The organism is Aminobacter ciceronei, from assembly GCF_014138625.1.
Taxonomy (GTDB): Bacteria; Pseudomonadota; Alphaproteobacteria; order Rhizobiales; family Rhizobiaceae; genus Aminobacter; species Aminobacter ciceronei.
Genome location: NZ_JACJHY010000032.1, coordinates 12827 through 33080, shown reverse-complemented (window position 1 = coordinate 33080; position 20254 = coordinate 12827). Strand labels below are relative to the sequence as shown.

Annotated in this window: 21 protein-coding genes; all 21 read left to right on the top strand. The window is 63.8% G+C overall.

Features of this window, described 5'->3' with window-relative positions:
• The 21 genes from flgC (at window position 1) to HNQ95_RS26290 (ending at window position 20192) form a co-directional block, all read left to right on the top strand.
• A complete protein-coding gene (gene flgC / locus HNQ95_RS26390) occupies window positions 1-417 on the top strand; it encodes a flagellar basal body rod protein FlgC (protein WP_067958576.1) in 417 nt (138 codons plus the stop codon).
• Window positions 417-731 (top strand): flagellar hook-basal body complex protein FliE, encoded by a 315-nt coding sequence (gene fliE / locus HNQ95_RS26385; RefSeq protein ID WP_067958573.1) that lies wholly within the window; start codon window positions 417-419, stop codon window positions 729-731. Before flgC ends, fliE begins: the two co-directional genes overlap by 1 nt.
• A gap of 11 nt (window positions 732-742) precedes the next feature.
• A complete protein-coding gene (flgG, locus tag HNQ95_RS26380; protein WP_067958571.1) occupies window positions 743-1531 on the top strand; it encodes a flagellar basal-body rod protein FlgG in 789 nt (262 codons plus the stop codon).
• A 5-nt stretch (window positions 1532-1536) separates the two neighbouring features.
• Window positions 1537-2010: a flagellar basal body P-ring formation chaperone FlgA gene (gene flgA / locus HNQ95_RS26375; RefSeq protein ID WP_067966205.1), complete on the top strand. Its 474-nt coding sequence runs from the start codon at window positions 1537-1539 to the stop codon at window positions 2008-2010.
• Window positions 2007-3284 (top strand): flagellar basal body P-ring protein FlgI, encoded by a 1278-nt coding sequence (locus HNQ95_RS26370; protein WP_067958568.1) that lies wholly within the window; start codon window positions 2007-2009, stop codon window positions 3282-3284. The genes flgA and HNQ95_RS26370 overlap by 4 nt, the downstream gene beginning before the upstream one ends.
• Window positions 3285-3293: 9 nt before the next feature.
• Complete coding sequence (locus HNQ95_RS26365) at window positions 3294-3878, top strand: MotE family protein (protein ID WP_154386450.1); 585 nt, start codon at window positions 3294-3296, stop codon at window positions 3876-3878.
• Entirely contained in the window at window positions 3875-4579 is a 705-nt protein-coding gene (gene flgH / locus HNQ95_RS26360; protein ID WP_067958564.1) for a flagellar basal body L-ring protein FlgH, read from the top strand. The genes HNQ95_RS26365 and flgH overlap by 4 nt, the downstream gene beginning before the upstream one ends.
• 9 nt (window positions 4580-4588) lie before the next feature.
• On the top strand, window positions 4589-5098 hold the full coding sequence (locus tag HNQ95_RS26355) for a flagellar basal body-associated FliL family protein (protein ID WP_067958562.1): 510 nt from the start codon (window positions 4589-4591) through the stop codon (window positions 5096-5098).
• The gene (fliP, locus tag HNQ95_RS26350) at window positions 5095-5826 is read left to right on the top strand and encodes a flagellar type III secretion system pore protein FliP (RefSeq protein WP_067958555.1); all 732 of its coding nucleotides are present in this window, start codon (window positions 5095-5097) and stop codon (window positions 5824-5826) included. The genes HNQ95_RS26355 and fliP overlap by 4 nt, the downstream gene beginning before the upstream one ends.
• Window positions 5827-6119: 293 nt before the next feature.
• Window positions 6120-7112, top strand: coding sequence for a flagellin N-terminal helical domain-containing protein (locus HNQ95_RS26345; RefSeq protein WP_067958545.1), 993 nt, complete (start codon window positions 6120-6122; stop codon window positions 7110-7112).
• A gap of 258 nt (window positions 7113-7370) precedes the next feature.
• A complete protein-coding gene (locus tag HNQ95_RS26340; protein ID WP_067958540.1) occupies window positions 7371-8468 on the top strand; it encodes a flagellin N-terminal helical domain-containing protein in 1098 nt (365 codons plus the stop codon).
• A 296-nt stretch (window positions 8469-8764) separates the two neighbouring features.
• Window positions 8765-9748: a flagellin N-terminal helical domain-containing protein gene (locus HNQ95_RS26335; protein WP_067958538.1), complete on the top strand. Its 984-nt coding sequence runs from the start codon at window positions 8765-8767 to the stop codon at window positions 9746-9748.
• Between the two features lie 290 nt (window positions 9749-10038).
• The gene (locus tag HNQ95_RS26330; RefSeq protein WP_067958536.1) at window positions 10039-11016 is read left to right on the top strand and encodes a flagellin N-terminal helical domain-containing protein; all 978 of its coding nucleotides are present in this window, start codon (window positions 10039-10041) and stop codon (window positions 11014-11016) included.
• Window positions 11017-11342: 326 nt separating this feature from the next.
• Window positions 11343-12344, top strand: a complete 1002-nt coding sequence (locus HNQ95_RS26325) for a flagellin N-terminal helical domain-containing protein (protein ID WP_067958535.1) — start codon at window positions 11343-11345, stop codon at window positions 12342-12344.
• Window positions 12345-12522: 178 nt separating this feature from the next.
• A complete protein-coding gene (fliF, locus tag HNQ95_RS26320) occupies window positions 12523-14172 on the top strand; it encodes a flagellar basal-body MS-ring/collar protein FliF (protein ID WP_182575626.1) in 1650 nt (549 codons plus the stop codon).
• A complete protein-coding gene (locus HNQ95_RS26315) occupies window positions 14172-14801 on the top strand; it encodes a hypothetical protein (protein ID WP_154386451.1) in 630 nt (209 codons plus the stop codon). Before fliF ends, HNQ95_RS26315 begins: the two co-directional genes overlap by 1 nt.
• Window positions 14798-16120 carry a MotB family protein gene (locus HNQ95_RS26310; protein ID WP_067958526.1) on the top strand — a complete coding sequence of 441 codons (1323 nt, stop codon included), beginning with the start codon at window positions 14798-14800 and terminating at the stop codon, window positions 16118-16120. Before HNQ95_RS26315 ends, HNQ95_RS26310 begins: the two co-directional genes overlap by 4 nt.
• Window positions 16117-17499, top strand: a complete 1383-nt coding sequence (locus tag HNQ95_RS26305) for a MotC family chemotaxis protein (RefSeq protein WP_154386452.1) — start codon at window positions 16117-16119, stop codon at window positions 17497-17499. The genes HNQ95_RS26310 and HNQ95_RS26305 overlap by 4 nt, the downstream gene beginning before the upstream one ends.
• Window positions 17496-18791, top strand: coding sequence for a flagellar hook-length control protein FliK (fliK, locus tag HNQ95_RS26300; protein ID WP_154386453.1), 1296 nt, complete (start codon window positions 17496-17498; stop codon window positions 18789-18791). The genes HNQ95_RS26305 and fliK overlap by 4 nt, the downstream gene beginning before the upstream one ends.
• Window positions 18721-19311 (top strand): transglycosylase SLT domain-containing protein, encoded by a 591-nt coding sequence (locus HNQ95_RS26295; protein ID WP_154386454.1) that lies wholly within the window; start codon window positions 18721-18723, stop codon window positions 19309-19311. The genes fliK and HNQ95_RS26295 overlap by 71 nt, the downstream gene beginning before the upstream one ends.
• Window positions 19312-19523: 212 nt before the next feature.
• The gene (locus HNQ95_RS26290; RefSeq protein ID WP_067958516.1) at window positions 19524-20192 is read left to right on the top strand and encodes a response regulator transcription factor; all 669 of its coding nucleotides are present in this window, start codon (window positions 19524-19526) and stop codon (window positions 20190-20192) included.
• The last annotated feature ends 62 nt before the right edge of the window (window positions 20193-20254 follow it).

Here is a 20254-nt window from a genome sequence, read left to right as displayed (position 1 = left end):
ATGGATCCGCTCGTCGCCGCCCTCAAGGTCGCCGGTTCCGGTCTCGGAGCCCAGTCGGAACGCCTGCGCATCGTTTCGGAAAACCTCGCCAATGCCCAGTCGACCGGCAACACGCCGGGCGCCGATCCCTATCGTCGCAAGACCGTCAGCTTCGCCGCCGAACTCGACCGCGCCACCGGAGCCTCGACCGTCGAGATCGCCTCGATCGGCCACGACCAGACGGCTTTTCCGCTGGAGTTCCAGCCCGGCAACGAGGCCGCCGACGCCGCCGGTTTCGTCAAGATGCCCAACGTCAATGTCATCATCGAAATGGCCGACATGACCGAGGCCAACCGCTCCTATGAAGCCAACCTGCAGGTCGTCAAGCAGGCGCGCGAACTCATTTCCATGACGATTGATCTTATGAGGAATCAGTAATGATCGGCTCCATCAGCCCAGTCGGCACCCAGCTACTGTCCAAGCCGACCAGCGTTGTGCCCGAGGCCGGCGCGGCTGCGGCAGGCGGCGGTGTCGCCTCGTCCTTCGCCGCCGCCCTCGCCGACGCAGCGACCGAAGCGCACAACACCTTGCGCCAGGCCGAGCAGCTGTCGCTCTCCGGCCTTCAGGGCAAGGCCGACACGCGTGAGGTTGTCGATGCCGTGATGAGCGCCGAGCAGGCCCTGCAGGCCGCCGTCGCCATCCGCGACAAGATCGTCACGGCCTATCTCGAAGTCAGCCGCATGGGCATCTGAGGAACAACCCGATGAAAGCGCTTGCAATTGCCGCCACGGGCATGAATGCCCAACAGACAAATCTCGAGGTGATCGCGAACAACATCGCGAACATCAACACGACCGGCTACAAGCGCGCCCGCGCCGAGTTCTCCGACCTGCTCTACCAGGTCGACCGCACCCAGGGCGTGCCCAACCGGGCCAATTCGGCGATCGTGCCGGAAGGCGTCTCGATCGGCCTCGGCGTCAAGACATCTGCGGTGCGCAACGTCCACATCCAGGGCGTGCCGACCAACACCGGCAACGAGTACGATCTCGCGCTGACCGGCAAGGGCTGGTTCCAGATCGAAGGCGCCGACGGTCAGACGCTCTACACCCGCGCCGGCTCCTTCAACAAGAACGCCACCGGCCAGCTCGTCACCGTCGACGGCTTCAACGTCATCCCAGCGATCAACGTGCCGCAGGACGCCGTCGAGGTCATCGTCAACAATTCCGGCCAGGTCTTCGCCCGGCTCGACAACCAGACGGCGCTCCAGCCGCTCGGGCAGCTGACGCTTGCCAACTTCGCCAACGAGGCCGGCCTCGCGCCGCTCGGCGACAATCTCTTCGCCGAAACCGAAGCGTCGGGCGCGGCCAATGTCGGCATTCCCGGCGACCCCGGCTACGCCACCATCCGCCAGGGCTACCTCGAAAGCTCCAACGTCGATCCGGTCAAGGAAATCACCGAGCTGATTTCGGCACAGCGCGCCTACGAGATGAACTCCAAGGTCATCCAGGCGGCCGACGAAATGGCCGCCGTCGTCTCCAAGAACATCCGGTGAAGATTATGCGGCGACGGCACGCCCTCCTCTACATCCGCTCGGCAGTCCTTGCTTTCGCCATGCTTGGCGGCGCAGCGCAGGCTGCCGACCAGGAGGTCGTGCTCGTTCCCAACCGCGTCATCTATCCCGGCGAGACGATCGCCTTGTCCTCGCTCAAGGAAGTCACCCTCAAGCCGGGCAAGGTGCGCCCCGACGCAGTCGCCACCATGGCCGACGAGCTCGACGGCCGCATCGCCAAGCGTACGCTTTTGCCCGGCCGCTATGTTCCGATCACCGCGCTGCGCGAGGCCTGGCTGGTCGACCGCGGCGCTTCCGTTCAGGTCGTCTTCGCCTCCGGCCCGCTGATGATCTCGGCCGCGGCCGTGACGCTCGAGCCAGGTGCAGCCGGCGACGTCGTCAAGGTCCGCAACCTCGACAGCGGCAAGGTCTTCACGGGCACGGTCATGGCCGACGGCTCGATCCGCGTGGGTGCCATATGATCCGTAGACTGTTGCTCGCCGCAATCGCCGTGTTCGGCCTGCAAACCGCTTATGCCGACGGCCCCGATGGCGTTCCGGCCGGTCAGCTGAAGGCCGGCGGCAAGGCGGCTGCCGGCGGTTACGCCACAACCGAATTCGGCGGCGGCAATGGCGGCGACGGCGACTTCATCGCCACCTCGGGCGATGGCGGCCGTCAGACCACGCTCAATTCGGGCACCGCCGCCAATCTCGTCAATGTCCGCATCAAGGACGTCGCCTCGCTCCAGGAAGCCCGCGACAACCAGGTTGTCGGTTACGGTCTCGTCATCGGCCTGAACGGCTCGGGCGACAGCCTGCGCAATTCGCCCTTCACCGAGCAGTCGATCCGCGCCATGCTCGAAAATCTCGGCATCGCCTCCGAGGATGGCCGGGCGCGCGTTCGCAACGTTGCCGCCGTCATCGTCACCGCCAACCTGCCGGCCTTCGTCCAGGCCGGCGCACGCATCGACATCAACGTTTCCTCGCTCGGCGACGCCTCATCGCTGGCCGGTGGCACACTTGTGATGACCCCGCTCAAGGCGCCCGATGGCGAGATCTACGCCGTCGCCCAAGGGTCGGTGCTGGTCTCCGGCTTCAACGCGCAGGGCAAGGCCGAGCAGGTCACGCAAGGCGTTCCGACCTCCGGCCGCGTTCCCAACGGTGCCATCGTCGAACGCGAGGTCAAGGCCCGCTTCGCCGACGAGAACGTGCTCACGCTGCAGCTGTTCAATCCTGACTTCTCGACCTCGGTGCGCATTGCCGACGCCATCAACGACTATGCCCGCCACCGCTTCGGCAAGCGTGTCGCTGGCGAGCAGGATTCGCGTGTCGTCGTCATCCGCAAGCCCGAAGGCGTTTCGACCGCACGCTTCTATGCCGAGCTTGAGAACCTGATGATCATGTCGGACGTCCCCGCGCGGGTCGTCGTCGACGAGCGTACCGGCACCATCGTCATCGGCAACGAGGTCAAGATCTCGCGCGTCGCGATCAGCCACGGCACGCTCACGGTTCGCATCACCGAGCAGCCGCGCGTCGTCCAGCCCGAGCCGTTCTCGCGCGGCGAAACTGCGGTCGAAGATGCTACAGTCATCGAGACAGAGCGTGCCGATTCCAAGCTCGCCTTGCTCGACGGCCCGGATCTGCAGACGCTGGTCGCCGGCCTCAATCGCCTCGGCGTCAAGCCGGATGGCATCATCGCAATCCTCCAGGGCATCAAGTCGGCAGGCGCGCTGCAGGCCGACCTGGTGGTCCAGTAAGCCATGGCCATGACCAACGCCCTCTCGCACATCCGTCGCCACGCACTTGCCGCGGCAGCACTCGGCGTCGTCTTTGCCGGTGCCGCATCCGCCGAACAGGCCGCGCCGAAGGCGCCCGTGGTCCAGGGCACGCCGACGCGGGTCATCGAGCGCGAGGCCCCGAAGGAACCCGTCGAGGCTGCCGTGCCGCCGGTCGAACAGAGCGAGGTCGAGCGCTTCTGTTCCAACATTGCCGACGCTGCCCGCGACCGCCGTTACCAGTTGCAGGCCGAGGAGTTGAAGAAGCTGCAGGCCGAGGTCGACAAGCGCATCGCCCTGCTCGAGGAGCGCAAGACCGAATACGAAACCTGGCTGAAGCGCCGCGAGGTCTTCCTCGCCCGCGCCGAGGAAGGTGTCGTCCAGATCTATTCACGCATGAAGCCCGATGCCGCCGCCGAGCGCCTGGCGGTGATGAACACCGACCTCGCCGCCGCCATCATGATGAAGCTCGACGCGCGCAAGGCGAGCGTCATCCTGAATGAAATGGAAAGCAAGGTCGCGGCGGAACTGACCCGCATCATCGCGAGCGCCGCACGCCGGGAAGACCCCACATGATCAGAAAAGCCCTCCTCGCCGCAGCCATGGCCAGCCTTGCCGGCTGTGGCTCCAACCTCAAGGAAATCGGCAAGGAGCCGACGATGTCGGCCGTCGGCTCCGGCATCGAGGATGGCAGCTCGTCGATGTACCGCTATCCTGAATCGCCTGCCGCACCGCCGAAGCGCTTTTCGCTGTGGCAGGACAAGCAGAGTCGCATGTTCACCGACCCGCGCGCGCTGCAGCCGGGCGACATCCTGACCGTCAAGATCGAGATCGACGACAGGGCCCGTTTCCAGAACGAGTCCGAGCGCAACCGCGTCACCAACCGGACCATTGCCGCTGGCCTCAATGTCGAATGGGACGGTGCCAAGACCGGTGGCAAGGGCGATGGCAGCGCCGGCTCCAAGTCGATTTATTCCGGCGACGGCGCCACCACGCGGTCCGAGAAGCTCAACCTGCTCCTCGCCGCCGTCGTCACCGACGTGCTGCCCAACGGCAATATGATGATCCGGGGCTCGCAGGAGGTGCGCGTCAACGCCGAGCTGCGCGTCTTGACCATCGCCGGCATCGTCCGTCCGTCCGACATCGGTCCGGAAAACACTATTCCCTACGAGCGTATCGCCGAAGCCCGCATCTCTTATGGTGGCCGCGGCCGCATCACCGAGGTCCAGCAGCCGCCATACGGCCAGCAGTTCCTCGATCAGGTCCTCCCCTTCTAGGTCCGGGACATGTCAGACATAGATCAGTTCCTCCCCCAGAAGCCCGGCCCCTCGCTGGTCGTCCAGCTCGGCATCCTGGCGGTGCTGACCGTCGGAGCCATCGGCATGGGCTGGCTGTCGGGTGGCTACCTCAAGGGCGAGAGCACACCTGTCGAGCAAGCTGCTCCCGAAGCGCCCAAGGCCCACGCCGCCAAGGAAGAAGCGCCGGCCGAGCATGGTCCGGCCAGCGAAGCTGCAGGCACTCTGGTGCAATTGCCGGCCATCACCGCCAATCTCGCGGCACCCGACACGATGTGGATTCGCCTCGAGGTCTCGCTGGTGCTCGACGCGCCGCAATCCGCAGACCTCGCCGAGCGCGTCCACCAGGACCTGCTCGCCTACGTGCGCACGCTCCGGATCCACCAGGTCCAGGGCGCCAGCGCTTTCCGCCACCTCAAGACCGACCTCGACGAACGCGCCGCGATCCGCAGCGATGGCCACGTCAAGGAAGTGCTGATCAGAACGTTGCTCTTCGAATGAAAAAGTTCCTGGCCACCGCAGCCATCCTCGCTGGCGCAATTGCGCCGGCGAGCGCGCAGCAGCTCGACCTGAGCCAGCTCGGCAACACCGATGGCGCCACCATCGGTTACATCATCCAGATGTTCGGCCTGCTCACCGTGCTTTCGGTGGCACCGGGCCTGCTGATCATGGTGACCAGCTTCACCCGCTTCGTCATCGCCTTCTCGATCCTGCGCACCGGCATCGGCTTGCAGTCGACGCCGGCCAACCTGATCCTGATCTCGCTGTCTTTGTTCATGACCTTCTACGTCATGGCGCCGACCTTCGATCAGGCCTGGCAGAACGGCGTCAAGCCGCTGATGGACAACCAGATCACCCAGGTTGAAGCTGTCGACCGCATTTCCGACCCGTTCCGCACCTTCATGATGCGCAATGTCCGCGACAAGGACTTCAGCCTGTTCGCCGACCTCGCCCGCGAACGCGGCCAGACGGTGTCGGAAGACAAGGTCGACCTGCGCATCCTGGTCCCGGCCTTCATGATCTCCGAAATCCGCCGCGGCTTCGAGATCGGCTTCCTGATCGTGCTGCCCTTCCTCGTCATCGACCTGATCGTCGCCACCATCACCATGGCGATGGGCATGATGATGCTGCCGCCGACAGTGGTGTCGTTGCCATTCAAGATATTGTTCTTCGTGCTCATCGACGGCTGGAACCTGCTCGTCGGCAGCCTCGTTCGATCTTTCACCTAGATCACCGCGCGTCCGCTTGCGGGCGCGCCATCACCGGAATCCGGGATGACGGCCGCAGTCCGCTTTGCGCGAACTGCGGCCAACGTGTTTTTGGGGCGCGCACAAATCCCGGGAAAATCAGCAAGTTAATGCGCGTTAACCATACCGCTTAGACCTTTGGTAGCTTCTATCGTGGAGATTGCCGGGCATGGCGGGTGATCCTCACGGAGAGATCATGGGCATGATGCCGCTCCGCCATACCGGTCGGTCCGGTATGTCCCTGTACTTCAGCATATCCTAGGGGCGTAATTCCCATGTCCAGCATCAATACCAACGCGTCAGCAATGACCGCGCTGCAGACCCTCGCAGCCACCAACAAGTCGCTCAACGTCACCCAGGGCCGCATCGCCACGGGTCTCCGCGTCGCAGAAGCTTCCGACAACGCCGCCTACTGGTCGATCGCCACCACGATGCGTTCGGACAACAAGGCCCTCTCGACGGTCCAGGATTCGCTCGGCCTTGGCGCTTCGAAGGTCGACACCGCCTACACCGGCATGAACAAGGCCATCGACACGCTCAACGACATCAAGGTCAAGCTGGTCGCCGCCAACGGCGCTTCGGCTGCCGACAAGGAAAAGATCGACACCGAAATCAAGGCGCTGCAGAGCCAGCTGAAGGCCTATGCCGACGGCGCCACCTTCTCGGGCTCGAACATGCTTTCGGTCGACACGACGACCGGCCATGCCGTCGCCGGCACCGCCGACGACGTCAAGATCGTTTCGGCCTTCAACCGCGATGCATCGGGCACGGCCTCGATCTCGACCATCGACGTCAAGGTTCAGGACATCAAGCTCTATGACGCCTCGGCTGCCTCCACCGGCCTGACCGATGGTATCCTCGATGCACACCGCCTCGGCACCGGCGCGCGCGTCGCTGCCGCCTCGAACCCGACGGCCGGCGCTGCCGCTGTCGGCACCGACACCTACACCGTGGCGACGCTTTCGGTTAAGGGCTTCAGCGATACCCAGATCGGCGCCATGCTCGGCGTTGTCGAAGGCGCGCTGAAGGAAATGACGACTGCCGCCACCAACCTCGGCGCCGCCAAGAGCCGCATCGAGCTGCAGAAGGCCTTTACGTCCAGCCTGATGGACTCGATCGACCGCGGCGTCGGCCAGCTCGTCGATGCCGACATGAACAAGGAATCGACCCGCCTGCAGGCCCTCCAGGTCCAGCAGCAGCTCGGCATCCAGGCGCTGTCGATTGCGAATGGCAACTCGCAGTCGATCATGTCGCTGTTCCGCGGCTGACCGAACCGTCTCAGGCATTCCGTATCAGGACGGGCCGCACCTCAGGTGCGGCCCGTTTTGCGTCTGCCCGGAGCATTCAAAATAAATCCCAAGATTATCCGCAATGTTTCTAACGCTTAGCGATTTGGTAGGGAGTATCGGAGAGATTACCCGGCATGGCGGGTGATCCCTCGGGGATCATGGGCATGATGCCGCTCCGCCATACCGGTCGATCCGGTATGTCCCTGTACCTTTGCATTTCCTAGGGGCGTAATTCCCATGTCCAGCATCAATACCAACGCGTCAGCAATGACGGCGCTGCAGACGCTTGCAGCCACCAACAAGTCGCTCAACGTCACCCAGGGCCGTATCGCCACGGGTCTCCGCGTTGCAGAAGCCTCCGACAACGCCGCCTACTGGTCGATCGCCACCACCATGCGTTCGGACAACAAGGCGCTTTCCACCGTTCAGGATTCGCTCGGTCTCGGCGCGTCGAAGGTCGACACCGCCTACACCGGCATGAACAAGGCCATCGACACGCTCAATGACATCAAGGTCAAGCTGGTCGCCGCCAACGGCGCGTCTGCCGCCGACAAGGCCAAGATCCAGACCGAAATCAAGGCGCTGCAGGGCCAGCTGAAGGCCTATGCCGACGGCGCGACCTTCTCGGGTGCCAACTACCTCTCGGTTGCCTCCGACAAGAACGCCGCGGGCGCCGCAGCAGCCGCCGACACCGGTGTCCAGCAGGATGCCAAGATCGTTTCGGCCTTCAACCGCGACGCGTCGGGCACCGCGTCGATCTCGACCATCGACGTCAACGTCGAAGGCATCAAGCTCTATGATTCGGGTGCCGGCACCCCGGCCAACGTCAAGAACGCCGGTATCCTCGACCGCCAGACCGCAATCTGGAGCTCAAAGGCTGCCCAGACTGCCTACGACAGCGCCTATGCTGCCTCGGTGGCAGGTGGCGGCACCGACACCGCATCGGCGACGGCTGCCGCAACCGCGGCCGCAGCAGCTGACGGCACGGCTACGTCCATCGCTGGCGTCTCCGTCGCCAACCTCGACATCACCGCTGCCGGCGTCACCGACGCCTTCATCGGCTCGATGCTGAGCAAGGTCGAAGGCGCGCTCAAGTCGATGACGACCGCTGCAACCAACCTCGGCGCTGCCAAGAGCCGCATCGAGCTGCAGAAGGCCTTCACCTCGAGCCTGATGGACTCCATCGATCGCGGCGTCGGCCAGCTCGTCGATGCCGACATGAACAAGGAATCGACCCGTCTGCAGGCCCTCCAGGTCCAGCAGCAGCTCGGTATCCAGGCGCTGTCGATCGCCAATGGCAACTCGCAGTCGATCATGTCGCTGTTCCGCGGCTGATCGAACCGTCTCAGGCACATCTTGGGAAAATGGGCTGCACTTCGGTGCGGCCCATTTTTATTTCGGATCTTCTTCCGCTCGACACGCCACCGGGCAGCCCGGTCAGCCAAATATTCTACAAATCGGCGTTGGTTAATCGGCCATTTTCTCGAAAGTTAGAGTTTTAGAAATGTCTATACGACATTGATGCTTCATGGCGGGTGATCGACAACGATCATGGGCATGATGCCGCTCCGCCATACCGGTCGGTCCGGTATGTCCCTGTTTTTTGTTGTTTTTTCGGGGCGTATTTTCCCATGTCCAGCATCAATACCAACGCGTCGGCAATGACCGCGCTGCAGACCCTGTCTGCCACCAACAAAGCTCTCAACACCACCCAGGGCCGTATCGCAACGGGTCTCCGCGTCGCGGAAGCTTCCGACAACGCCGCTTACTGGTCGATCGCCACCACCATGCGTTCGGACAACAAGGCCCTGTCGACGGTCCAGGATTCGCTCGGCCTCGGCGCGTCGAAGGTCGACACCGCCTACACCGGCATGAACAAGGCCATCGACACGCTCAACGAGATCAAGGTCAAGCTCGTCGCCGCCAATGGCGCGTCGAACGCCGACAAGGCCAAGATCCAGACCGAAGTGAAGGCCCTGCAGGACCAGCTCAAGTCCTATGCTGACGGCGCGACCTTCTCCGGCACCAACATGCTGTCGGTCAACAGCGGCGCCGCCGCTTCTCCCGACGTCAAGGTCGTTTCGGCCTTCAACCGCGATGCATCGGGCACGGCCTCGATCTCGACCATCGACATCAAGGTCGAGAGCATCAAGCTTTATGAAGCCGGCACTGGCGTCGCCACCACCGGCAAGGGCATTCTCGACTCCGAGCGTACCTCTGCTGGCGTCGAAGGCACGGCCAATGCCGTCACCCTCGGCACTTACGATGCCGCCGACACCTTCCAGGTCGCCACGATGAAGCTGACGGACGGCACGCTGTTCGCCAACGACCAGCAGCTGACCCAGATGCTCGGCGTTGTCGAAAGCGCGCTCAAGGACATGAACACGGCCGCCACCGACCTCGGCGCCGCCAAGAGCCGCATCGAGCTGCAGAAGTCGTTCACCTCGAGCTTGATGGACTCCATCGATCGCGGCGTCGGCCAGCTCGTCGATGCCGACATGAACAAGGAATCGACTCGTCTGCAGGCCCTCCAGGTCCAGCAGCAGCTCGGCATCCAGGCGCTGTCGATCGCCAACGGCAACTCGCAGTCGATCATGTCGCTGTTCCGCGGCTGATCGAATCGTCTCTGGCATTTTGCATCAGAGCGGGCCGCACCTCAGTGCGGCCCGCTTGCGTTTGGGTCCGCACCCGTGTTGTCGCGCTGAAAGATCGAGGAAACTCCAAATATTTCAATGTTCTAACAAACGAACCTCATACGGTTGTTAGCAGTTCGGTAAGGTTAAGATGCGATAGTCCTTGGCATGGCGGGTGACCCCTTCTTGGCGATCATAGGCATGATGCCACGCCGCCATACCGGTCGATCCGGTATGTTCCAGTATTGCTTTTTCCTAGGGGCGTAATTCCCATGTCCAGCATCAACACCAACGCGTCGGCAATGACGGCGCTGCAGACGCTTTCCGCCACCAACAAGTCGCTGAGCACCACCCAGGGCCGCATCGCCACAGGTCTGCGCGTTGCTGAAGCTTCCGACAACGCGGCCTACTGGTCGATCGCAACCACCATGCGTTCGGACAACAAGGCGCTCTCGACCGTGCAGGATTCGCTTGGCCTCGGCGCTTCGAAGGTCGACACCGCCTATACCGGCATGAACAAGGCCATCGACACGCTCAACGACATCAAGGTCAAGCTGGTCGCCGCCAACGGCGCATCGGCTGCCGACAAGGAAAAGATCGACACCGAGATCAAGGCCCTCCAGAAGCAACTCCAGGCCTATTCCGACGGCGCCACCTTCTCCGGTACCAACATGCTCTCGGTCAAGAGCGGTGCTGCTGCAACCGCAGCCGACGACGTCAAGATCGTCTCCGCCTTCAACCGCGACGGCGCCGGCTCCGCTTCTGTGTCGACCATCGACGTCAAGGTCGATGACATCAAGCTGTTCGAGACCGGCGGTGCTGCCGCCATCAAGACCGGCATCCTGGATGGCCAGCGTCTCGGCACCACCGGCGTCCGTGCCGCCCTGTCCGCCCCGACCCCCGGCACCGATGCCGCAACCGACACCTACTCGGTCATGACAGTTTCGGTCAAAGGCTACTCCGATGCGCAGCTCACCAAGCAGCTTGGCGTTGTCGAAGCAGCACTCAAGGAAATGACGACGGCCGCTACCAACCTCGGCGCTGCCAAGAGCCGCATCGAACTGCAGAAGGCCTTCACCTCCAGCCTGATGGACTCCATCGACCGCGGTGTGGGCCAGCTCGTCGATGCCGACATGAACAAGGAATCGACCCGTCTGCAGGCCCTCCAGGTCCAGCAGCAGCTCGGTATTCAGGCGCTGTCGATCGCCAACGGCAACTCGCAGTCGATCATGTCGCTGTTCAAGGGCTGATGCCCCGGCGCCAAAACATCTCCAGTCGTGAAATCGGGCCGTACCCCATGGGTGCGGCCCGATTTCATTTTGCCCTGTCCGCCGCCTTCTCCTCGCCTGGCGGCGCCGGATAGCTTCGCGCAAGTTACGGCGAGCATAGATTCCGCCACGTAACGGTAAATGCGAAGGCCTGTCGTCGTGTGGTCTTTAATCTGCCGTTAACCATAAGTTCGTAGTTATGGTTAACCAATTGCTATGACGGTTCGGCTGCCACGGGCAGAACGTACGGCATCCGCAACCGGTTCGCGGCGGCAGATCGCGCGGCTCTGACAGAGGGGTTTATTTCGATGTCCAGTATTATGACCAATGCTTCGGCGTTGACGGCGCTTCAGAGCCTCAACACCACGAACAAGGCTTTGAACACCACCCAGGCCCGCATCTCGACCGGCTTCCGCGTCGCGGAAGCCTCCGACAACGCCGCCTACTGGTCGATCGCCACCACCATGCGCTCCGACAACAGGGCACTCTCGACGGTCCAGGACGCGCTCGGCCTCGGCGCCTCGAAGGTCGACACCGCATATACCGCGATGCACAAGTCGATCGACACTCTCAACGACATCAAGGTCAAGCTTGTCGCCGCCGCCAATGGCTCGGACGCCGACAAGAACAAGATCGACGTCGAGATCAAGGCGCTGCAGGCACAGCTCAAGAGCTATGCCGACAGCGCCAGCTTCTCCGGAGCCAACTGGCTTTCGGTCAATTCGACGACAGCTGCCGGCCATTCGGCGGCCGGCGTCCACAATGACGCCAAGATCGTTTCGGGCTTCATCCGCGACAACTCGGGCACAGTCACGCTGGCAACGATCGACATCAAGGTCCAGAGCGTGAAGCTCTACGACGCCGCAGCCACCAACAACGTCAACAAAGGCATCCTCGAAGGCCTTCGCCTCGGCACCACGGGCGTGCGCGACAACACCGCCGTCAACCCGACGACCCCGGGTGCAGCGGTTGCCGCCACAGACGGCTACGCCGTTGCGACCCTTTCGGTGAAGGGCTTCAGCTTCGACCAGATCCTGCAGATGGTGAAGGTCACCGAAACGACCCTCGCCGAGATGACCGACGCCGCCACCACGCTCGGCGCGGCCAAGAGCCAGATCGACCTTCAGAAGACCTTCACCACCAGCCTGATGGACTCCATCGACCGCGGCGTCGGTCAGCTCGTCGACGCAGACATGAACAAGGAATCGACCCGCCTGCAGGCCCTTCAGGTCCAGCAGCAGCTCGGCATCCAGGCGTTGTCGATCGCCAATTCGAACTCGCAGAACATCCTGTCGCTGTTCAAGAGCTGACGCCTCGGCCCCGAAAGCCGGTTTCGGCGTTCGGAAACGCCTGAATCCAGGTTGCACTTCGGCAACAACAATCCCGACGAAATGCCATGGGCCGCGCAACTTGCGCGGCCCATAACATTTTCGCACAAGCTTCGCGGGCTAGGGTCTCTCCGGAAAGTATTGCGGGGAACTTACGCACGTGCCCGAACAGCTACAGAGCATCGTCGCCAATCTCAGGAGTTTCGGCCCACGCCGTCTCGCCATGCTGGGTGGTATCGCAGCACTGGTGATCGCCATCGTCGGCGTGGCATCCGTCTATCTCAACCGTCCTGCCTACGAGACGCTCTATGTCGGCCTCGAACGCTCCGACGTGAACCAGATCGGCATGGTGCTGGGCGAAGCGGGCATCGGCTTCGACGTCGCCTCCGACGGCACCACCGTGCTGGTCCCTGCCGGCAGCACCGCGCAAGCCCGCATGCTGCTCGCCGAAAAAGGCCTGCCCACCAGCGCCAATGCCGGCTACGAGCTGTTCGACAATGTCGGCTCGCTCGGCCTCACCTCCTTCATGCAGCAGGTCACCCGTGTCCGCGCATTGGAAGGCGAGATCGCCCGCACCATCCAGTCGATATCAGGCATAAAGGCCGCCCGTGTTCACATCGTCATGTCCGAGCGCGCCAATTTCCGCCGCGACGAGCAGAAGCCGTCGGCCTCGGTCGTCATCCGCGCCGCCAGCATGGATGCCGACAAGAGCGCCATGTCGATCCGCCATCTCGTTGCCGCAGCCGTCCCCGGCCTCGATGCCGAGCGTGTGACGGTTCTCGATTCGAGCGGCAATTTGCTCGCCGCCGGCGACGACCCCAACAATTCGAGCGCCGCCCGCTCCATCGGCGTCGAGCGCACCGTCGAAACCCAGATCGAGGACAACATCCGCCGTGCGCTGGCAGCCTATCTCGGGCCGGACAATTTCCGCGCCAGCGTCAAGGCTGACGTCAACACCGACTCGCGCCAGACCGAAGAGACGATCTTCGATCCGGAATCACGCGTCGAGCGCTCCGTCCAGGTGGTCCGCGCCAACGAGAATTCCAACCAGAAGCAGTCGTCGACACCTGCCACCGTCGAGCAAAACTTGCCCGATGCCGAGGCCGCTGCCACCGGCGGCCCGCAGTCGACCTCGGCCAGCGACCGCAAGGAAGAGATCACCAATTACGAGATGAACTCCAAGCGCATCGCCACGGTGTCGAATGGCTATTCGGTAACCAAGATGTCGATCGCCGTGGTTGTCAACCAGCAGCGCCTGGCAGCCATCCTCGGCAAGGACGCGACGCCCGAGGCCATCGCCGCCCGCGTCGCCGACATCCAGAAGATGGTGACCTCGGCCACCGGCTTCGACGAAAAGCGCGGCGACCTGATCAACGTCTCGGCGGTCGAGTTCATCGACGGCCTCGACGGCGAGGTCATCGAGAGCCCCGGCATCATGGCCTCGATCGGCCAGCACGCAGGAACGATGATCAACGCCGCAGCCTTCATCGTCGTCGTTTTCCTCGTCGCCTTCTTCGGTCTGAGGCCGATGGCAGCCGCACTGTCCGGTTCGTCCGCAGCTCCTGCCCTGCCCACCTTCGCCGGGCCGAGCTTCGAGGAGATGCAGCGCGCCTTGCCGAATGCAGAGGGCATGGCCTCGTTCGAGGAAGAGCCCGCCGCATTGTCCGACCAGCGGCCGCACGCCATGGACGACCTGCGCAACAAGCTGCGCCCTGCCCCGCAGGACCGCCTCGCCCGCATGGTCGACATCAATGAAGAGCGCACCGCACTGATCCTGCGCAAATGGGCCGGTAACGAGGTTGCCGCGTAATGTCGATCGCAGCGCTTTTTGAACGGCTGACCGATTTCGCACCGCTCGCGCCAAATCCGCATCCGCATGCCGGCCAGCCCGAAACCTCGGCCACGGAATATCCCAAGGCGGTTCCGGATCTGGATATCCCGGCAATCATCGCCGAAGCCGTCGCCCAGGCCGAGGCCGATTTGACCACACGCCTGAGCGAGGAGTACGAGATGGTGCTCGAGGCCGAGCGCCAGCGCCACGCCGAGGAGGTCGCCTCGCTTGGCGCCCGCTTCGGCAGCGAGGCCGGCGAGGTCATCGCCAAGCGCATCGCCGAGATGGAGACGCGTATCGTCCACCTCACCACCGACGCCGCCGCCCGCGTTGTCGCGACGCTGGTCAGTGACGACATCCGCCAGCGCTCGATCGATGCCCTGTCCAGCGCCATCATTGCCGCCTGTGCCGACCGCGAAGCGGTGCGCATCAAGGTCAGCGGCCCACAGTTCTTGTTCGACGCGCTCGCTGCAGCCATCGGCCATCGCATCGACAATGTCGACTTCATCGAAGCAGTCGGCTTCGATCTCAGCGTCGCGATCGACGACAACCTGTTCGAGACCCGCCTCGGCGAATGGTCTTCGGCGCTTTCCGAGACCTTGCCATGAACGGTCCTGACGGCGCCGAGCCACGCCACGAGATCGTCATCGTCAGGCGAGCCCATTCCGACCATGACGACGGCCACCATGGCGGCGCCTGGAAGATCGCCTTCGCCGACTTCATGACGGCGATGATGTGCTTCTTCCTCGTCATGTGGCTGATCAGTGCCGCCAACGAGCAGACCAAGGCGGCTGTCGCCAGCTACTTCAACCCCGTCAAGCTGGTCGACCGCAATGCCAGCCGCAAGGGCCTCGAAGAACTCGGTGACGGTCCCAATTCGGTCGGCCTGACTGCCGAGAACCCGCAGGAAGCCAGCGCCAAGGCAGGCTCCGATGGCCGCGGCAATGCCGGCCCGTCGACGGAGAAAAACTCCGCTGACGCCAGCCCTGCCGCCAACCGCTCCGACGAGCACCTGTTTGCCGACCCCTACGCTGTGCTCGCCGAAATCGCCCAGGACACCGGCGCCAAGGCCAACATCTCGGAACGCAACGAAGGCGGTGCCCAGAATGCCGGTCCGGCCAGCGGCGCCTCTGGCGGAGAAGCCTATCGCGATCCGTTCGCACCCGATTTCTGGACCGAGCAGGTGGCAACGCCTGCCGCCGAAGCAAGTGCCGAGCGCGCCGCGATCGAAGGCGAACCGGCAAAGCCCGGCGACAAGACCGAGCGTTCGGCCAAGACCGATCCGGTGAAGGCCGAAGAACAACAAGCCAAGCCCGCCGAGCAGGCGCCACCAGTCCAGGCAGCACCGGCTCCCGCAGCGCGCGAAACCGCCGCCAAGCCGGGCGATGCTCCCGAGCGCGACACCAACGAAGCTGGAGAATTGGCCGAGGCGCCAAAGCCCAGGGACGAGGCACCGACACGCGAAACCGTCAACGATGCCGACGCCATCCGCCGCGAACTCGCCGAGGCGATCAAGTCGGGCGGCGCCCTGCCCGACGGTCTCTCGGTCGTCGCCACAGACAAGGGCGTCGTCATCTCGGTCACCGAGCAGTTCGATTTCGGCATGTTCGAAATCGGCTCCGCCGTGCCGCGCAAGCAGCTTGTGCTCGCCATGGAAAAGATCGCCAAGACGCTTGCCACCCACGAGGGCAACATCTCGATCAACGGACACACCGACGCGCGTCCGTTCCGTGGCGGCGGCTATGACAACTGGCGCCTGTCCACCTCGCGCGCCCACTCAGCCTACTACATGCTCGCCCGCGCCGGGCTTGACGAAAAGCGTATCGTCGAGGTCGCCGGTTTCGCCGACCGCAAGCTGAAGGATAAGGCCGAACCGTTCTCGGCCACCAATCGGCGTATCGAAATCCTGCTGGAGCGCGCCGAATGAGGCTGGCGGCAACCCTGTCCGGTGCCGCGCTGATCGCCCTGCTAGTCGCGGGCGTACCCGGCCGTGCCGTGGCCAGCGAGGCGCCGGCGCTCGAGCCTTACCAGCTGGTGCGCTGCCTGCAGCTGTTGCAGGACCGCATCGCCTCCGGCGATCAGGCTTCGCTGCCGTTGCAGCGCCGGCTGCTCGAAATGACCGACGAGCGCATGCGAACCGCCGATGTCGACGCATTCAAAGATCCCAAGAATTTTCGCGCCCTGCTGATCTATGCGATGAGCGGCGGCAACCCGCTGACCATCGAGCAGGTGGTTTCGCGTCTGGAGCTTGAAGAGGCCGACCAGAAGCTGGCGCAAGGCGTCATCGATTATCTCCGAGGCAAGCCCAAGGGCACGGTGGAGGCGCTGGCCGCGGTCGACCCGCTGACGCAGATTTCTGAACTCGGTGCCTTTCTGGCGCTGGTCAAGGGTTCGGTCAGCATCGCCGAACAGCCCGAGCAGGCGATGAAGCTGTTCGACCAGGCCAGACTGCTCAGCCCCGGCACGCTGGTCGAGGAAGCCGCCCTGCGCCGCTCGGTTGCGCTCGCTACCCGGCTTGAAGATGGCGGCCGCTTCCTGCGCAACTCGACGCAATATGTTCGCAGCTACCTGCGCTCGCCTTATGCCAGCCAGTTTGCCGATGCCTTCGTTGGCGGCGTCGTTGCCCTGCACAAGTCGATCAATCTCGACACGCTCGCCGAAATCACCGCGATGATGGACGCCGAGCAGGAACGGGTCGTCTATCTCCGTATCGCCCGCCGTGCCGCCATCGACGGCCTGACCGAACTGTCCACCTTTGCCGCTGCCAGGGCCGTGAAGAGTCGTGACGGCGCACCCGGCGGTGCTGACCCGCGCGCCCAGCTTTATTCCGGCCTGTCGTCGGTCACTTCCGGCACCGCCGCAGACATACTTGGCAAGCTCGGCGGCATCGATCGCGACAAGCTGTCCAAGGGCGACCGCGCCTTGCTCGACGCCGTCGAGGCCGTTGCCTCGGAGCTGACGTCGGCTGTTCCGGCGGCACCCGCAAGCGCATCGAAACCGCTGGATATCGGCGATCTGCCGCCGGCGGCGATCGAGATCACGCCGCCACCGGCGGATCCGATGATCCCCGACGCCGTCGAGGCATCTGCAGAGGCTGCGCCCGCCCAGTCGGCGGCCCCCGAGGTCCCGGCAGCAGCACCCGCGTCGCCTCCGGCTGAGCAGCCGGCAACGGTCGCGGCGCCCAGGGTCGTGCCACTGACAGCGGAACAGCAACCGGAACCAGCGGAACCGGAAGATCCCAAGATCACTGAAGCGCGCCGCACGCTTGAATCCATTGACGAACTGCTAGGAGGCTCCCCCAAATGACCGACGCCATCAGCGCGGCCCTGGTGAGCCCGCTCGCGCGCCATTCATCCGGCCATGAGCGCAATGCCCTCGCCAGCAATGACGACCAGCCTGATTTCGGCCAGGCGCTGGGCTCACCGAACAAGGGCGAGCCGAAATCGAAAGGTCATGCCGCCGATCACGATGCCCCGCGCCAAAAGGGCCTGAACAAGCTCGCAGAGCGGCTTGCCGCACGTGACGCGCTCGCCGAAGCCGAGGGCAAAACACCCAGGATCGGCGAAGCTGCCGAGGACGCGACACCCGAAATAGCCGAGCCACAGCCGGATGCCACGACGAAGGACGTCAAAGCAGAAAAGACCGAAGAGCCTGCATTGCCGCTGGTGCTTGCACTGAGCGAATTACGCAAGGCGGGCGCCCAGCCGGCAAAGGCTGGTTCCGCCGACGCGACCGAAGTCGAGGAGAGCAAGGCCAGCGCACAGCCAGAGGCTGCAGGCGATGCGTCTGAGCCGGAACTCGCAGCCCTCGTCACGAGCGGCAAGACCGCGCGCCAAGCTACCACCGGAGCCGCGCCGCAGTCCGCGGCACCTGTTTCGGCACCCGCGACAGGCTCCACGCCCGAGACGCAGCAGGCAGCACAATCCGGCACGCCGGAAACCGCCAGCGACGTCGCAGCCAGGGCCGACAAACCGGCACGACCGACACCTGTCAGGCAAGCCGAACAACCCTCCGTCGGCAACACCGTCACCGTCATGTCGGAGCAGTCGATCCCCGCACCGGCGAGCACTGGCGCGGGCAGCACCGCGGGTGCGCTGGCGCTCGACATCGCCTCCGCGGCTACGCGCCATGTCGCTGCCGTATCATCGGTCCAGCAGCTCCAAAACAGCGCATCCAGCACACCCGGCGCGCAGGCTCTCAAGATCCAACTGCGCCCCGTCGAACTGGGCATGGTCACAGCCAATCTTCACCTCGCCGGCGAGCAACTGTCGGTTGAAATCGAGGTTGAGAACACCGAGGCCTACAACAGGCTTTCGTCCGACCGCGAGGCGATCAACAGCGCCCTTCGCGGCCTCGGTTTCGACGTTGACCGCGTCACCATCCTGCAGCCGCAGTCGACGAATGCCCGCGCTGACGGCGGCGCTGCCAACGGCTTCGCAGGCCGTGACCAGGCATCCGCCCAGTCGGGCGGGACAGGTGGTGAAGGTGGCAATTCCAGCAATGGGCGTCAGAGTGGGAACGCTGCAAATGACGAAAGCAATTCGCGCAACATCTCGTCGTCTGGCGCTGATCGCCCTGGCAGCAGCCGCTACATCTAGCGCCGCCACCACGATCGCTGCAGCTGCGGCCAATCCGTGCGAGCCTGAGATCCTGCGCGCCGCCGACCGCTACGGCGTGCCGGTGGGCATTCTCTATGCCGTTGGTCTGACCGAAACCGGAAAGAAGGGCAGCTTGCAGCCTAACGCCTTGAACATAGAGGGAAAAGCCGTCTTTCCCAGGAATGAGGCCGAAGCCGTTGCGGCCTTCGAGACTGCGCGTCGCGAAGGCAAGACACTGATCGATCTCGGCTGCATGCAGATCAACCACCGATACCACGCAACCGAATTCCGCTCGGTGCGCGACATGCTCAATCCGCGCCTCAATGTCGACTATGCCGCGCGCTTTCTCGTCAGCCTGCACTCGCGTCATGAGTCCTGGTCGATGGCGGTCGCGCGTTATCATGCCGGCCCCAACAACGACCCTGCACAAAAACGCTACGTCTGTCGCGTCATCGCCAACATGGTCGCCACCGGCTTCGGCCGCTGGACGGAAAACGCCCGGACCTTCTGCAACCCATAGGCGTTTCCAGCCGAACCGAACCAGACACGGGCCGTTACCCCGCCCCTCATTACAGGCTTGCGCAAGGATGCACGCATATCGTGCAACCTGTTCAACCCATGCGATTCCAGACTCCCTAAAAAATAGCGGCAAGAATTCACGATTGGTCGCCTTGGTCCCGACCCATTACCGATTGGTTAACAGGGCATTTTTACTGATTCGGGGGCGGAATCATGATCGTAATCGTGGACGAGCGAGAGCTCGTCACCAACGGATATAATTCACTCTTCGACCGGGAAGGTGTGGCGTGCGCAGGCTTCCGTTCGACCGAATTCGGCGAATGGGTTTCCAGCGCTCCCGACGAGGATCTGCGTTCCGTTCGCGCCTTCCTCATCGGCGACTGCAACGAGGGTTCGATCTCGCCGCGTCAGCTGCGAGACCGTACCAAAGCCCCGGTCATCGCCCTCAGCGAACAGAACAATCTCGAAAACACGCTCAAGCTTTTCGAGTCGGGTGTCGACGACGTCATCCGCAAACCCGTCCACATTCGTGAGATCCTTGCCCGCATCTCGGCCATCCGCCGTCGCGCCCAGGAAGACACCGGCTTCACCCAGATCGGCGCAATGCGCATCTTCATGGACGGCCGCGACCCCGAGATCGACGGCGAGCCGATGCCGCTGCCGCGCCGTGAGCGTCGCATCCTCGAGTATTTGGCAAGCAACAGCGGCCGTCGCGTCACCAAGACCCAGGTCTTCAACGCGATCTACGGTGTCTTCGACGAAGAAGTCGAAGAAAATGTCGTCGAAAGCCACATCTCGAAGCTGCGCAAGAAATTGCGTGAGCGTCTTGGCCACGACCCGATCGATTCGAAGCGTTTCCTCGGCTACCGGCTGATCGTCTGACCAGCCTCGCGCAAGACATGCCACGTAACTTCACCAGCGTGGCATGAGATTTGAGGAGACCA

What these genes read in the sequence shown, in the direction of transcription:
- flgC (WP_067958576.1), top strand. Translation starts at nt 1, where the DNA reads ATGGATCCGCTCGTCGCCGCCCTCAAGGTCGCCGGTTCCGGTCTCGGA.
- fliE (WP_067958573.1), top strand. Translation starts at nt 417, where the DNA reads ATGATCGGCTCCATCAGCCCAGTCGGCACCCAGCTACTGTCCAAGCCG.
- flgG (WP_067958571.1), top strand. Translation starts at nt 743, where the DNA reads ATGAAAGCGCTTGCAATTGCCGCCACGGGCATGAATGCCCAACAGACA.
- flgA (WP_067966205.1), top strand. Translation starts at nt 1,537, where the DNA reads ATGCGGCGACGGCACGCCCTCCTCTACATCCGCTCGGCAGTCCTTGCT.
- HNQ95_RS26370 (WP_067958568.1), top strand. Translation starts at nt 2,007, where the DNA reads ATGATCCGTAGACTGTTGCTCGCCGCAATCGCCGTGTTCGGCCTGCAA.
- HNQ95_RS26365 (WP_154386450.1), top strand. Translation starts at nt 3,294, where the DNA reads ATGACCAACGCCCTCTCGCACATCCGTCGCCACGCACTTGCCGCGGCA.
- flgH (WP_067958564.1), top strand. Translation starts at nt 3,875, where the DNA reads ATGATCAGAAAAGCCCTCCTCGCCGCAGCCATGGCCAGCCTTGCCGGC.
- HNQ95_RS26355 (WP_067958562.1), top strand. Translation starts at nt 4,589, where the DNA reads ATGTCAGACATAGATCAGTTCCTCCCCCAGAAGCCCGGCCCCTCGCTG.
- fliP (WP_067958555.1), top strand. Translation starts at nt 5,095, where the DNA reads ATGAAAAAGTTCCTGGCCACCGCAGCCATCCTCGCTGGCGCAATTGCG.
- HNQ95_RS26345 (WP_067958545.1), top strand. Translation starts at nt 6,120, where the DNA reads ATGTCCAGCATCAATACCAACGCGTCAGCAATGACCGCGCTGCAGACC.
- HNQ95_RS26340 (WP_067958540.1), top strand. Translation starts at nt 7,371, where the DNA reads ATGTCCAGCATCAATACCAACGCGTCAGCAATGACGGCGCTGCAGACG.
- HNQ95_RS26335 (WP_067958538.1), top strand. Translation starts at nt 8,765, where the DNA reads ATGTCCAGCATCAATACCAACGCGTCGGCAATGACCGCGCTGCAGACC.
- HNQ95_RS26330 (WP_067958536.1), top strand. Translation starts at nt 10,039, where the DNA reads ATGTCCAGCATCAACACCAACGCGTCGGCAATGACGGCGCTGCAGACG.
- HNQ95_RS26325 (WP_067958535.1), top strand. Translation starts at nt 11,343, where the DNA reads ATGTCCAGTATTATGACCAATGCTTCGGCGTTGACGGCGCTTCAGAGC.
- HNQ95_RS26315 (WP_154386451.1), top strand. Translation starts at nt 14,172, where the DNA reads ATGTCGATCGCAGCGCTTTTTGAACGGCTGACCGATTTCGCACCGCTC.
- HNQ95_RS26310 (WP_067958526.1), top strand. Translation starts at nt 14,798, where the DNA reads ATGAACGGTCCTGACGGCGCCGAGCCACGCCACGAGATCGTCATCGTC.
- HNQ95_RS26305 (WP_154386452.1), top strand. Translation starts at nt 16,117, where the DNA reads ATGAGGCTGGCGGCAACCCTGTCCGGTGCCGCGCTGATCGCCCTGCTA.
- fliK (WP_154386453.1), top strand. Translation starts at nt 17,496, where the DNA reads ATGACCGACGCCATCAGCGCGGCCCTGGTGAGCCCGCTCGCGCGCCAT.
- HNQ95_RS26295 (WP_154386454.1), top strand. Translation starts at nt 18,721, where the DNA reads ATGACGAAAGCAATTCGCGCAACATCTCGTCGTCTGGCGCTGATCGCC.
- HNQ95_RS26290 (WP_067958516.1), top strand. Translation starts at nt 19,524, where the DNA reads ATGATCGTAATCGTGGACGAGCGAGAGCTCGTCACCAACGGATATAAT.